At 67.8% G+C, this 13430-nt stretch carries 13 protein-coding genes; 7 read left to right on the top strand and 6 right to left on the bottom strand.

The features are described 5' to 3' along the window. The first annotated feature begins 40 nt into the window (after nucleotides 1-40). From MZV50_RS05660 to MZV50_RS05670, 3 genes are all read left to right on the top strand, one after another. Nucleotides 41-1186 carry a hypothetical protein gene (locus MZV50_RS05660; protein WP_252633445.1) on the top strand — a complete coding sequence of 382 codons (1146 nt, stop codon included), beginning with the start codon at nucleotides 41-43 and terminating at the stop codon, nucleotides 1184-1186. 155 nt (nucleotides 1187-1341) lie between these two features. Further along, nucleotides 1342-2079 carry a response regulator gene (locus tag MZV50_RS05665; protein ID WP_252635189.1) on the top strand — a complete coding sequence of 246 codons (738 nt, stop codon included), beginning with the start codon at nucleotides 1342-1344 and terminating at the stop codon, nucleotides 2077-2079. A 238-nt stretch (nucleotides 2080-2317) separates the two neighbouring features. Continuing rightward, nucleotides 2318-4987, top strand: coding sequence for a TonB-dependent receptor (locus MZV50_RS05670; RefSeq protein ID WP_252633446.1), 2670 nt, complete (start codon nucleotides 2318-2320; stop codon nucleotides 4985-4987). Nucleotides 4988-4997: 10 nt separating this feature from the next. Here the strand turns inward: MZV50_RS05670 and MZV50_RS05675 are convergent, their stop codons facing one another. The 4 genes from MZV50_RS05675 to MZV50_RS05690 all read right to left on the bottom strand — a co-directional run bounded on the left by MZV50_RS05675 (nucleotide 4998) and on the right by MZV50_RS05690 (nucleotide 7304). Continuing rightward, the gene (locus MZV50_RS05675; protein WP_252633447.1) at nucleotides 4998-5723 is read right to left on the bottom strand and encodes an alpha/beta fold hydrolase; all 726 of its coding nucleotides are present in this window, start codon (nucleotides 5721-5723) and stop codon (nucleotides 4998-5000) included. Nucleotides 5724-5753: 30 nt separating this feature from the next. Then, entirely contained in the window at nucleotides 5754-6215 is a 462-nt protein-coding gene (locus MZV50_RS05680) for a hypothetical protein (RefSeq protein WP_252633448.1), read from the bottom strand. A 91-nt stretch (nucleotides 6216-6306) separates the two neighbouring features. Beyond that, entirely contained in the window at nucleotides 6307-7203 is an 897-nt protein-coding gene (gene rpoH / locus MZV50_RS05685) for an RNA polymerase sigma factor RpoH (RefSeq protein WP_252633449.1), read from the bottom strand. Next, nucleotides 7200-7304 (bottom strand): hypothetical protein, encoded by a 105-nt coding sequence (locus tag MZV50_RS05690; protein WP_252633450.1) that lies wholly within the window; start codon nucleotides 7302-7304, stop codon nucleotides 7200-7202. The genes rpoH and MZV50_RS05690 overlap by 4 nt, the downstream gene beginning before the upstream one ends. Before the next feature lie 104 nt (nucleotides 7305-7408). On the opposite strand from MZV50_RS05690, the gene MZV50_RS05695 reads away from it, so the two are divergent. From MZV50_RS05695 to MZV50_RS05710, 4 genes are all read left to right on the top strand, one after another. Further along, a complete protein-coding gene (locus tag MZV50_RS05695; RefSeq protein WP_252633451.1) occupies nucleotides 7409-7771 on the top strand; it encodes a phage holin family protein in 363 nt (120 codons plus the stop codon). 217 nt (nucleotides 7772-7988) lie between these two features. Continuing rightward, complete coding sequence (locus MZV50_RS05700) at nucleotides 7989-8537, top strand: VOC family protein (RefSeq protein WP_252633452.1); 549 nt, start codon at nucleotides 7989-7991, stop codon at nucleotides 8535-8537. Next, nucleotides 8537-9172 carry a carboxymuconolactone decarboxylase family protein gene (locus MZV50_RS05705; RefSeq protein WP_252633453.1) on the top strand — a complete coding sequence of 212 codons (636 nt, stop codon included), beginning with the start codon at nucleotides 8537-8539 and terminating at the stop codon, nucleotides 9170-9172. Before MZV50_RS05700 ends, MZV50_RS05705 begins: the two co-directional genes overlap by 1 nt. Before the next feature lie 160 nt (nucleotides 9173-9332). Beyond that, complete coding sequence (locus tag MZV50_RS05710; protein WP_436792209.1) at nucleotides 9333-11156, top strand: putative bifunctional diguanylate cyclase/phosphodiesterase; 1824 nt, start codon at nucleotides 9333-9335, stop codon at nucleotides 11154-11156. On the opposite strand, the gene MZV50_RS05715 is transcribed toward MZV50_RS05710, so the two are convergent. Together MZV50_RS05715 and MZV50_RS05720 are read right to left on the bottom strand one after the other, a co-directional pair. After that, a complete protein-coding gene (locus MZV50_RS05715) occupies nucleotides 11057-12076 on the bottom strand; it encodes a threonine aldolase family protein (RefSeq protein ID WP_252633454.1) in 1020 nt (339 codons plus the stop codon). The two genes, MZV50_RS05710 and MZV50_RS05715, sit on opposite strands and share 100 nt — an antisense overlap. A 166-nt stretch (nucleotides 12077-12242) precedes the next feature. After that, nucleotides 12243-13391 (bottom strand): epoxide hydrolase family protein, encoded by a 1149-nt coding sequence (locus tag MZV50_RS05720; protein WP_252633455.1) that lies wholly within the window; start codon nucleotides 13389-13391, stop codon nucleotides 12243-12245. Nucleotides 13392-13430 lie beyond the last annotated feature (39 nt).

Raw genomic sequence — 13430 nt, forward strand, 5'->3', positions numbered from 1 at the left:
CCTCGACCCCCTAAGACGGCTTGTTCACACAGGGGTTCCCGTGTCCGCACACGCGCGCCGTCGCAAGATCAAGCCGATCAACCAGGCCGACCGCGTCACGCGGAGCCTGCGCGCGCTCGAGCATACGGCCTCGACCAGCCGGGTGCTGAACCTGCTGGCCATCGAGGCCGAGAGCGGCCACCGGCCGGAATACGGCGAGCAGCCGCTGTTCCAGAACAAGATCCTGAACACGGCGCTGATCATCAAGCACCGCCTGCGCAACGACGACCTCTACCTGTTCGACGAGGCCCGCCAGACGGCGACCAAGGTCATCATCCCCTTCGACCGCAACGACCTGAAGTATGGCGGCCAGTCGGTGTTCGTGGGCCAGCGCGGCTGGCAGCAGATGCTGATCGAGGCCTGCAACGCCTCGGGCAATCTGAGCCGCGACCTGGAGACCCTGGAAGCGATCGACACCTTGCCGTCGCTGGACCCGTTCCTGCTGCGCGAGCACCTGCGCCGCCACCGGATCGCGGTGGCCGGCTGCTACTTCACCCTGTCGCCCGCCGACTACGAGGCCATGCAGGGCTTCGTCGGCATGGAGATCGCGCATCTCATCGAGTTGGCCTATCGCGACGCGGGCGGCCTGCGCCGGATCCACTCGGCGCGGCTGGTCGAGGCGCTGCTGGCGGCCGATGTCGACGAGCGGCTGGAGCCGCTGCGCAACACCCTGGTCATGGAGGGGCGCAGCTTCCGCGAGGGCGTCTTCAGCTGGAAGGGCTTCCTCTATTACAAGTGGATGCTGACCAAGCTGTGGCCCATGCTGACCGACGTCGGCGCCGAGATCAGCGCCATCACGGTCACCGGCCAGCGCGACGCCGAGGCCGACCAGTATCTGGACGGGGTCCGCAAGCGCCTGCAGGGCGGGGTGATGGTCGAGCGGGCCGCCATCCTGCGCACGCTGAAGGTCTATGACGACGCGTTCGAGAGCCTGACCAGCAACGGCCGGCCTCAGCAGTTCCGCGACTTCCTGTTGCGCGCCCCCGAGCTGTTCCTGAGCCTGGGCGAGCGGGTCGGGGTGATCTCGCACATCTCCAGCTTCTGGCGCTATCGCTTCCCCAAGGGCCAGGCGACCTCGGTCCATGTCGACGAGGCGATCGACATCTTCATGGATTTCGAGGCCAATCTGTCGCCGCCGAATACCTGAAACCGGGACAATCCGCCGCGAGGGCGACCTCGATCATCAAGCTGATTTTTACGTTCTGAGCCTAGTGATCGGGTTCAGTTTCGAGGAGCCGCGAGTCCGTGTTCGACGGGAACGCCCGTACAATCCAGCGTGTCGCCGCCAAGACGCGGCGGGTGATGGTCGTCGATCCGAACCCCGCGACCGCGCGTCTGCTGGCTGAACACCTGCGCCCGCTGGGCGGCGTGCAGATCTTCGCCGCCGCGACGGCGGAGAAGGGCTACGCCATGGCTCGGGCGGTCGAGCCGCAGCTGATCTTCGTCGAGCACGCCCAGAACGGCGTCGACGGCCTGGCTTTCACCCGCAAGATCCGTCGCAGCGACCTGACGTGCCGCGAGGCCCCGGTGATCATGTGCACGGCCGACGCCACCGCCGAGACGATCTACGGCGCCCGCGACGCCGGTGTTCATGAATTCATGCGCAAGCCCTTCAACCTGAAGGACCTGGAACGCCGCCTCGAGGCGGTGACCCTGAAGCCGCGCGGCTGGGTCGAGGCCGTGGGCTATGTCGGTCCCGACCGCCGGCGCTTCAACTCGGCCGACTACAAGGGGCCGCGCAAGCGCGAGGCCGACCAGGCCGGCACGCCCGCCGCGCGCCTCTCCCAGGCCCTGCGCATCGTCAAGTCGGCCGCCCAGGCCCTGGACAGCGATCCGGCCCAGGCCCGCCGCGCCCTGGCGGCCCAGGCGGTCGAGCTCCGGCGCGTCGGCGAGGCCATCAAGGACGCCCGCCTGATCCAGGCGGCCGCGGCGCTGGAATCCTGCACGGGCGGTCAGGCCGGCGGCCGCGCCGAACTGGTCAAGCGCATCGACGCTCTGATGGGCTTCATGAGTCCCGAGGACACGGGCCGGGCGGCCTGAGGGCGGGGCGTTCGAACAGCGGTCGTCGGCCGCGTTTACCCAGAAAAAGCCGCTTTTGGATGGCGTAAGCTGATCTCGCCGTCGGAAGAGCCGCAATAGAGCGCGGGCCTTCACGAACCGGTCGCGAAAGCTACACGACACTGTCTTCCAGCTGTCGTCGATCAGCCATGTCCGACGTCTAACAGCCTCCCCATAGAACTGGAATCGCGCGCAGCCGCGATCGGGTCAGGGGAAATTCATGATCATGCGTACCCAGACGGCGCTGCTGCGCCGCGCCAGCGCGTTCGCGCTCGTCATCGCCGCGGCCACCATGGGCGTCGCCCACGCCGAGGACGACAACGCGGTCACCGACGTCGTCGTCACGGCCCGCCGTCCGCTGGCCGAAAGCCAGGCCGTGGCCCTGCAGATCCAGAAGAATTCCGACTCGCTGGTCAGCGTGCTGTCGGCCGACGCCGTCGGCGCCTTGCCCGACCAGAACATCGCCTTCGCCGTCGGCCGCCTGCCGGGCGTGGGCGTCGAGCGCGACCAGGGTCAGGCCCGCTACATCAACCTGCGCGGCGCGCCGGTCTACTGGACGACCCTGTCGTTCGACGGCCTCAGCGTGGTTAGCCCGGAAGGCCGCTCCAGCCGCTTCGACAACATCCCGTCGGCCATCGCCAGCCTGATCACGGTCGAGAAGGCCATCGTGCCGTCGATGCCGGGCGACACCGTCGCGGGCAATGTCGACATCCGCACCCGCCGCGCCTTCGACTACAACGGCCAGAAGATCAGCGGCAAGCTGGGTATGGGCCGGGTTAAGCTGGGCGGCGGCGACGAGATCGACAGCAACCTCGTCTATTCGAACGTCTTTGGCGACAAGCTGGGGATCGTGGCCCAAGCCTCGTACTATTCGCGCGAGATGGCGACCGACAACTGGGAGACGGATCCGTACCTCTCCAACACCGTCGATCCCAGCAAGCACTTCGCCCGCGAGCACGAGAACAAGCACTATCGCCTGACTCGCGAGAACATGTCGGCTTCGATCCGGCTGGACTACAAGTTCGACGATAACAACTCGATCTTCGCCAGCACGATCAACACCTATTATCACGACGACGAGCTGCGCGATAACTTCATCTTCCGCCTGGACCAGGGCACGGACGCGGCCGGCGCCAGCTACACCAGCGCCGCCTATATCAACGGGAACAACCCGACCTTCGGCACGGTCTACGGGGCGCGGATCAACGGCCGCATCGACTATCGCGACACCAAGGAAGCGATGTCGACCAACACCGTGGGCGGCGAGCACAGGTGGAACAAGCTCAGCGCCTCGTGGCGCCTGAACTACACCTACACCCAGGACGGCCGCGACACGCCGGTGACCATGGCCTTCCAGAGCCCGTCCAGCTTCCTGCTGCGTCCGACCGTCGAATACGACTTCCGCAACGGCGACGTGAACACCGTGAAGCTGTTCTCGACCGGCGGCGTGACGGGGGCCCGCGTGAAGGGCGCCCAGATCACCAACATCGAGGACTTCCAGTTCCCGCTGACCAGCGCCGGCAACCTCAAGGGCGGCGACTACACCAACGCCTACACCGCCAAGGCCGACTTCGACTACGAGGGCGAGCTGGCCGGTCACGAGACCAAGTTCGAGTTCGGCGGCCTGTGGACCGACCGCACCAAGAAGTCGCGCGAGAGCAGCTTCACCCGCAACTATTCGGGTTCGGGCGTGCCGACCTGGGCGCAGTTCGCCAGCAACATCGGTTATCTGGGCAGCCAGAACCTGAACTACACCTTCCGCTATACCAACAAGGAAACCACCGAGGCGTTCGTCGACGGCCTGGTCCGCGACGGCACGGCGATCAAGAACGACACCACCGCCAACTATTGGCGCGTGGGCGAGACGATCACCGCCGGCTACGCCATGGCCACGACCCGCTTCGACTGGGGCAATATCGTCTACGGCGCTCGCGTCGAGCACATCGAGAACGAGGGGCAGGCCTATGTCGGCTCGCGCCTGGTCAAGGTGAAGAGCGACGATACGCTGTACTATCCCAGCGCCCACCTGAACTGGAACCTGCGCGAAGACCTGAAGCTGCGCGTCGGCGTCACGACCTCGGCCTCGCGCGCCGACTTCGACGACCTGCGTCCGAACTATACCTACAGCGACTCCAACCAGACGGTGTCGGGCGGCAATCCCTATGCCAAGCCCGAGCGCCAGGTCGGCCTGGACACCTATCTGGAATGGTACGCCGGCCGCGAGACCTTCGTGTCGGCGGGCTTCTTCTACAAGGACCTGAAGGACGTCCTGGTCCAGACCTCGCGCACGTTCGGCGAGACCACGCTGAACAGCGGCGGCGTTGACCGGTCGGGCTATGCCTACACGGGTATCGACAACGCCGGCGAAGGCCACTTGCAGGGCTTCGAGGCGTTCTTCAGCGGCACGGCCGAGACCTTCGTCCAGTCGCATGGCCTGCCGTCGTGGCTGGGCGGCTTCGGCACGCGCCTGTCGGGCACCTGGACCTCGTCCAAGGTCACCCTGCCGTCGGTCGGCGGCGTGCCGGCTCGCACCATCTCGCTGCTGGGCACCTCGGACGCCGTCTACAACGTCCAGGCCATCTACGAGAAGTACGGCCTGACCCTGCGTCTGGCCTACCAGTACCGCACGCCGTGGGGCCAGTCGGTGGGCGCGTACCGCACCATCAACGGTGGGACCTACGCCACCGACAACGGCGACATCTTCTGGGACAGCGACGAGGAGATGGACTTCTCGGCCCGCTATCAGGTCAACAAGAACGTCGAGGTGTTCTTCGACGCCAGCAACCTGACCAACCAGGGCGCGCGCCGCTACGGCGACCAGTCGCGCTATCCGATCGAGTTCGAACGGTTCGGCCGCCGCTATGTCGGCGGGGTGCGCTTCAACTTCTAGCGCTTACCGCCTAACGCTTTCCGGCGGGGCGCTGCAGCCAGTGGCGCAGCGCCCCGTTGACCGGGCTGGGCGCCTCCATCGGCGTCATGTGGCCGGTCTTCGGGATCACCACGAGGTGGGTGCAGCCGATCGCCCAGGCCATCTCGCGGTGGCCGGCGGCGGGGGTGATCTGGTCGTTCTCGCCGACGATGATCACCAGCGGCACGTGCAGGGCCTTCAGCGCCGCCTCGCCATCCTCGCGCTCCAGGCTGTTCTGGCGCAGGAAGACCTCGCGGCCCAGGCGCTGGGTCATCTCGACGATGCGGGTGGTCAGGTCGAGGTCATCGAGGCGCGAGGCGTCGATGTAGCTCTTCATGATCGCCTGGCCGATCCCTAAGAACGTCCCGCCCTTGGCGGCGGCCTTGTTCAGCGCCCGACGCTGGGCGGCGCGCTCGGCGGTGTCGACGCGGATCGAGGTGTCCAGCAGGGCCAGGCGCTGGATGCGCTGCGGCGCGATCCGGGCGATCTCCTGGGCCACATAGCCGCCCATCGAGAACCCGGCCAGGGCGAAGGTCGGCTCGGCCTTGTCCAGCACGCTCTCCGCCATCTCGCGGATCGTCGCGTAGGGCGTCAGGTCCGGGACCCAGATGCGGGCGACATCCGACAGATCGCTGATCTGGTCGCGCCACAGCTCGGCGTCGTTGAGCAGGCCGGGCAGCAGGATCAGCTGGGGGAGGGAAGCGGTAGGGTCGGTCATCGCGGCCTTATAGCCCGACGCGCGGACGGTTCAGAAGGGCTCGTCCGTCGTGCGCGCGGCGGCGATGGCCAGCTCGTGGGCGTGCAGAGGAAGCAGGTCGCGGGCGCGCTGGGTGAACTCCAGCCCGTGGGCGTCGACATAGGCGCGATCGACCTGGCCGCCGGGCTTGGGGTCGATGATCTTCTCGCCGTCCCAGAACACCGCGTGGCCCGTGCCGGGCAGGGTGGGCGACAGCACGCCAACGATGCCAGGACTGGCCCACAGCATGTAGATGCCGCTCAGCAGCATGAAGCCCCAGCCGTGCGCCACGCTGCGCAGGATCGAGTGGCTCATGGGGCCCTGGACCGGGAACGCTGGGTCGTGGGCGAGCGCGGCGGCGACCACATCCTCGTAGGATCGGCCGGTCAGCATCGCCAGGACGCAGATCATGCAGTCGTCGGGCGAGCGTTGGTAGACGGCCGGCTGGCCGGTGTGGGCGCAGATCAAGGTCATGGTCCGAGTCTTGTAGATCATCGGACCGGTAACGAAAAAGGGGCGCTCCGGAGAGCGCCCCTTTCCGTCTCACTGGTGTGAGCAGTGCTTGTTACGCATCCACCATGTTCTTGGCGATGGCCGCCTCGCGCATGGTCTTCTGCAGCTTCTCGAACGCGCGGACCTCGATCTGGCGGACGCGTTCGCGGCTGACGCCGTACTGGGCGGCGAGCTCTTCCAGGGTGGTCGGCTCGTCCTTCAGGCGGCGCTCGGTCAGGATGTGACGCTCGCGGTCGGTCAGTTCGACCATCGCTTCTTCCAGAAGCGACATCCGCAGCGACTTCTCCTCGTTGTCGGCGACCAGGGTCTCTTGCGAAACTTGGTCCTCGTCCGCCAGCCAGTCCTGCCACTCGCTCTCGCCGTCGGCGCGCAGCGGCGCGTTCAGCGAGGCGTCGGGGCCCGACAGGCGACGGTTCATCGAGATGACCTCGCTGTCCAGCACGCCCAGCTTGGTGGCGATGGCGCTGACCTGGTCGGGGTGCAAGTCGCCTTCCTGGAAGGCGGCGATCTGGCTCTTGGCCTTGCGCAGGTTGAAGAACAGCTTCTTCTGCGCCGCGGTCGTGCCCATCTTCACCAGCGACCACGAGCGCAGGATATATTCCTGGATCGAGGCGCGGATCCACCACATGGCATAGGTCGCCAGGCGGAAGCCCTTCTCGGGTTCGAACTTCTTGACGGCCTGCATCAGGCCGACATTGCCTTCCGAGATCACCTCGCCGATCGGCAGGCCGTAGCCGCGATAGCCCATGGCGATCTTGGCGACGAGACGCAGGTGCGAGGTCACCATCTTGTGGGCCGCTTGCGGGTCCTGGTGCTCTTTCCAGCGCTGGGCCAGCATGAACTCTTCGTCCTTGCTGAGCATCGGGAACTTGCGGATCTCGGTGAGGTAACGCGACAAGCCGCCGTCCGGCGACATCACCGATAGAGAATTCACGGCCATCTTACTCATATCCCCTTGCGTGCGGATCCGCTCGCCGTTCGCGCGCGATCATCCCCCACACGAGGGAATAGATAGTTCACGGAGCGGCGGTTGGAAGGGTGGTAACGCATTTGTAATGTCCGAGTTCACAGCTGGGATATTGTACGAATGCGGCGTCACTTTGATCCCGCGCGCGGTTAGGCCAATCTTCCCTCGAAAAAGGGGAGTCGCTCGCATGATCCGTTTCATTCTCCGCGTCCTGATCGCCGCCGCCGGCCTGTGGCTGGCCGCCCGGATCATCCCCGGCGTCACCGCCGACGGGTGGAAGACCCTGATCATCGCCGGCTTCCTGCTAGGGATCGTCAACGCCATCGTGCGCCCCGTGGTAACGGTGCTGACCTTCCCGCTGACCATCGTCACCCTGGGTCTGTTTCTGCTGGTGGTGAACGCGGCGATGATCGGGCTGGTGGCTTGGTTCCTGGACGGCCTGGCGGTGAACGGCCTGTGGGCGGGGATCCAGGCGGCCGTGGTGACCGGGATCGTCAGCTGGATCGGCCAGGTGCTGCTGGGCGACGCCCAGAACAAGGCGCGGGAGTAAACCCCTTCTCCGTTTCCCCGGCGAAAGCCGGGGCCCAGATGAAAGAGCGCTGGAGGGGGGTCTAGGACGTTGCGCCCTTCCAATCAGCCCGTGCGCCCTGAGATCTGGGTCCCGGCTTTCGCCGGGAAGACGGATTGGGGCGGGGCGCCCCAACGGCACGCTCGACGCCAGGACGCATCGGCGTAACCTCGGTCTCCGGGAGGAAGCCGAGATCGAGATGAACATCAACGGCGTCAATCACCTGGCTCTCGTCTGCCGCGACATGGCGCAGACGGTGAAATTCTACACCGAGGTGCTGGAGATGCCCCTCGTGAAGACCGTGGCCTTGCCGGACGGCGGCCAGCACTTCTTCTTCGACTGCGGCGGCGGGTCGTGCCTGGCCTTCTTCTGGTGGCCCGAGACGCCGCCGGCCGCGCCCGGGATCGCCTCGGTCAGGGCCTTTCCGGCCGACTCCAAGACCGCCGTCGGCTCGATGAACCACATCGCCTTCACCGTCGACGAGGCCGACCTCGAGGCGTGTCTGGAGCGCCTTCAGGCCGCCGGCGTCCCGGCCCTGCCGGTGGTGGTCAATCACGACGACAGCGAGATGGGCGTGGCCAGGACCCCGCATCCCGGCGTCTTCGTCCGCTCGGTCTACTTCACCGATCCGAACGGGATCATGATGGAGCTGGCAGCCTTCACCCGCGACTTCGGGCCCGAGGACGTGCGCCACGAACCGGCCGGCGCGTCGAAGCCGCTGCCCGAAAAAGAAGGGGTGGTCGCCTGATGCCGCGGCTGCGCGAGATCCCGCGCGACGAGGTGACCGACAAGGGGACGCTGAAGCTCTACGACCTGCTGTTCGGCGACCGCGACCCGGTGAGCGCGCCCGGCACGGCGACCGGCACGCGCGGCGACTGGTGGACGGTGTTCGCCGGCAGCCCCGACGTGCTGCGCCACGCCGCCCAGGGCTTCGCCCTCTATCGTGACCCGGCCCGCAAGATCGATCCGGTGCTGCGCGAGCTGGCCCAGACCCGGGCCGGCTGGGCGCGGGGCAGTCAGTTCGTGTTCTCCCAGCACTGCAAGTCGCTGCGCGGCCTGGGCGTGGCCGAGGAAAAGATCGCCGCCGTGCCGCACTGGCAGGTCGCCGACGTGTTCGACGCCCACGAGCGGGCGGTGCTGGCCTATGCCGACGGCCTGGTGCTGGACGGCGGCCGCATCGCCGACGGGGTGTTCGCGGCGCTGAAGGCCTTCCTGAGCGACGAGCAGATCCTGGAACTGACCTACATCACCTGTCTCTACGAGATGCACGCGGTGATGAGCCGGGCCCTGCGCACCGAGTTCGACGACCGCGACGAGCCGGTGGTCGAGGTCGCCGCGCCGGAGGATTTCACGGCCCGGGATTTCATGGATACCGGGCGCTAGATCAGCGGTTCTCCCAGAAGTAGTCAGGTACAGTAAACGGCCTCACAAACACTGTGACGGCGTCGTGAAGTTTTCGCGAAATGCACCGCCGACAGCTGGGCTATTAGCGCCCCGTTAGCCCAGGAAATGATCCCTCCCGCTCGTGAGTGGAGGCGTATCGATGTTCACCCTGCGGGACACGGTTTCTTCCCTGACGCCCGCGCGTCAGGACGATCTGGGCAAGGCTCTGTACGAGCGATTCCGCGAGGAGCCCGACACCCTGATCGTGCCCGTGCTGGACGCCGACGACCGTCCGATCGGCATCGTCGAGCGCAACGCCTTCTTCCTGCGCATGGCCGCCGAGTACGGCCGCGCCCTCTACGCCAACCGTCCGATCTCCAGCCTGATGGACCGCGAACCGCTGGTCGTCGACGCCGACACCGAGCTGGCCGAGTTCACCACCGACAGCCTGTCGTACCGCGCGTCCGACCTGCTGCGCGGCTTCATCGTCACCGACAACGAGCGCTATCTGGGCGTCGGCACGGTGCTGGGGCTCTTGCAGGCGTCGAACGAGACCAACCGCCGGGGCGTGGCCCAGATCGCCCGCCTGGCGCACTACGACCCGCTGACCGACCTGCCCAACCGGGTGCTGTTCCAGAAGTCGCTGTCCGAGGCCCTGGCCCGCCGGTCGCGCAAGGGCGACCAGCTGGCGGTGCACTTCATCGACCTGGACCGCTTCAAGACCGTCAACGACACCCTGGGCCACCCGCTGGGCGACGCCCTGCTGCGCGAAGCCGCCGAGCGCCTGCGCCGCTGCGTGCGCGACGGCGACACCGTGGCTCGCCTGGGCGGCGACGAGTTCGCGGTGGTCCAGACCGGGCTCTCGGACATGGCCGGCGCCACCCGCCTGGCCGGCCGCGTGGTCGAGGCCATGGCCGCGCCGTTCGAGCTGCAGGGCCACCAGGTGGTGATCGGCGCCAGCGTCGGCGTCGCGGCCGCGCCCTCCGACGGCGAGGACGCCGACGAACTGCTGAAGAAGGCCGACATGGCGCTCTATCGCGCCAAGGCCGACGGGCGCGGCGCCTTCCATTTCTTCGAGCGGGCCATGGACGAGCAGCTGCAGGCTCGCCGCGCCCTGGAAATGGATTTGCGCCGGGCGCTGCAGGATGGCGAGTTCGAGCTGTACTACCAGCCGCTCTATCACCTGGGCGACGAGCGGGTGACCGGCTGCGAGGCCCTGCTGCGCTGGCGCCATCCCGAGCGGGGCATGGTCTCGCCGGCGGACTTCATCCCGCTGGCCGAGGAGATCGGCCTGATCATGCCGCTGGGCGAATGGGTGTTGCGTCACGCCTGCGCCGAGGCGGCCCGCTGGCCCGAACATGTGCGCCTGGCGGTGAACCTGTCGCCCGCCCAGTTCCGCGACCGGGGCCTGGTGCGCACCGTGGTCTCGGCCCTGGCCGCCTCGGCCCTGCCGGCCCAGCGCCTGGAGCTGGAGATCACCGAGTCGGTGCTGCTGCAGGACAGCGTGGCCAATATGAGCATGCTGCACGACCTCAAGGCCCTGGGTGTGCGCATCTCGATGGACGACTTCGGCACGGGCTACAGCTCGCTGAGCTATCTGCGCAGCTTTCCGTTCGACAAGATCAAGATCGACCAGACCTTCGTCCGCGACATCCTCGACGACAGCGACGCCATGGCCATCATCAAGGCCGTGCTGGACCTGGGCGCCTCGATGGGCATCGTCACCACGGCCGAGGGCGTCGAGACCCTGGAACAGATGAACGCCCTGCGCGGCCAGGGCTGCGCCGAGATCCAGGGCTACTTCATCAGCCGCCCTGCCCCGGCGGCCGAGATCGCGCGGCTGCTGGGCGTGGAGCGCGCGGCGACGGACGAGCAGGGCGGCGCCTACGCCACCCGCTTCAGCGCTTCCCCCAGGTCCTCGACCATTTCGGGCGTCGTCGCCCAGGAGCACATGAAGCGCACCGTGCCGTCCAGGAAGCGGTAGACGAACCAGCCCTCGCGGCGCAGGCGCTCCAGGGTCGGCTCGTCCATCTCGACGAAGATGCCGTTGGCCTCGACCGGGTGCCTGATCGGGAACGGCATCAAGTCGGCCAGTTTCCGGGCCATGGCGTTGGCGTGGGCCGCACGATCCGCCCAAGGCCCCGTCCCGCCATCCTCGCCCAGCAGGCCCAGCCACGGGGCGGCCAAGAAGCGGCCCTTGCTGACCAGCTGACCGGCGTGTTTCAGCCGGGCGTCCAGGCGGCGGGCATGGGCGGGATTGAGGAACACAACGGCCTCGGTCGGGGTCGAGCCGGCCTTGGTGCCGCCCATCACCAGGATGTCGACGCCCATCTTCGCGACGCTCTTCAGGTCGAAGCCGGCGGCGACGGCGTTGGCCAGCCGCGCGCCGTCCAGATGGACGCCGCAGTCCTTGGCCTTGGCCGGCGCGACCAGGCTGCGCAGATGGTCTTCCGCATAGACCGTGCCGTATTCGGTGGCGGTGGTCAGCGACAGGGCGGCGGCGGGCTGGTTGTACGAGACCTCGGGCCGGGCCAGGGCGGTTTCCAGGCTCGCGAGGTCGATCCGCCCCGAGGCGCCGGCCAGGCCGATCAGCCCCACGCCCTGGCCGAAGAAGCCCGGAGCGCCCGTCTCGTCGGTGCAGATGTGGGCGTGCTCGTGGGCCAGCACCGCCTCGTGCGGCTGGGCCAGCAGGGTCAGGGCGAAGGCGTTGGCGGCCGTGCCCGAGGCGGTGAAGCGGACCTCGGCGTCGGCGTCCAGCACGGCGCGGATGCGGTCGGCGGCGGCGCGGCTGACGTGGTCCGTGCCATAGCCCGAAGCGGTTCCGGCATTGGCGGCGACCAGGGCCTCGATCACCTCGGGCATGGCGCCGGCGACGTTGTCGGACGCGAAATCGTAGCGGGCCATGCGGCGAACTCCGGAAGGACTAGGCGCGGGATGCCATGGCTTCCGAGGCGCGTCTAGAAGCGTCCTTCCCCCTTGATGGGGGAAGGGCAGGGATGGGGGGTGAACGACTGAGTTGGCCGTCGTGCGCGGCATCGACCACCCATCACCCCACCCCTACCCCTCCCCATCAAGGGGAGGGGAGCTCCCGCGCCCAGGCCCGCAGATCCTCCACGAACAGCCCCGGCTCCTCCATCGCCGCGAAGTGGCCGCCGCGCGGCTGTTCGGTCCAACGGACGATGTTGTACGCCCGGTCGGCCCAGGAGCGGGGCGGGGGCTTGTAGATGCTTTCGCCCGGGAAGTTGGCGAAGGCGGTCGGGGTCTCGCAGCGCTGGCCCGGGGCCAGCACCGGCCCGCCTTCCTCCAGCATGGCGCGGTAGTACCAGGCGCCGGTCGTGAAGCTGCCGGTCATCACGTAGATCATGATGTTGGTCAGAAGCTGGTCGCGACTGAACACCTGCTCGAACGGCTTGGTCGAGAGATCGGCCCAGTCGTGGAAGCGCTCCAGGATCCAGGCGGCCTGGCCGACGGGGTTGCTGGCGCCGAGCCAGGCCACGGACTGCGGCTTGCTGGCCTGCAGGCGGAAATAGGCGCCCCACAGGTCCATCTGGGCGCCGAAGCCGGTGATCCAGCTGATTTCTTCCGGCGTGGTCGGCGGACCGGCCGGGCGCAGGCCGATCATGTTCAGGTGGATGGCCTTCACGTGCTCGGCGTGGTCCAGGCCCAGCCACGAGGTGACCAGCCCGCCCCAGTCGCCGCCCTGGGCCAGATAGGCCGGATAGTCCAGCTCGCGAGTCATCAGCGTGTCGAACAGCCGCGCCGTCGCCCGCTGGCCCAGCGGCCGCTTCGGCTTTCCCGAGAATCCGAAGCCCGGCAGGGACGGGATCACCAGGTCGAAGGCGTCGGCCGGATCGCCGCCGTGCCGCGAGGGGAAGGCCAAGGGTTCGATGGCGTCCCAGAATTCGAAGTGGCTGCCCGGCCAGCCGTGGGTGATCAGCAGGGGCCGCTTGCCGCCCGCCTCGCCGATCACATGGACGAAGTGGATGTCGAGGTCCTCGATGCGGGCCGTGAACTGCGGGAAACGATTGAGGTTGGCCTGGGCGGCGGCGATGTCGAAGCCGTCGGTCCAGTACGCGGCGAGGTCCTTCAGGAAATCGGCGTCGCAGCCATAGCCCCAGCCGCCGCCTTCCGGCGCGGGCGGGAAGTCATAGGCGCGAACCTGGGCCAGGACCTTGTCGATCTGCGCGCGGCTCCAGTTCACCTCGAACGGCGTGGGCATGGCGGACCTCCCTTTGTTTTGGGAAAGCGTCCGCTCGTT

The organism is Caulobacter segnis (genome assembly GCF_023935105.1).
In the GTDB taxonomy this organism is placed as follows: domain Bacteria; phylum Pseudomonadota; class Alphaproteobacteria; order Caulobacterales; family Caulobacteraceae; genus Caulobacter; species Caulobacter segnis_B.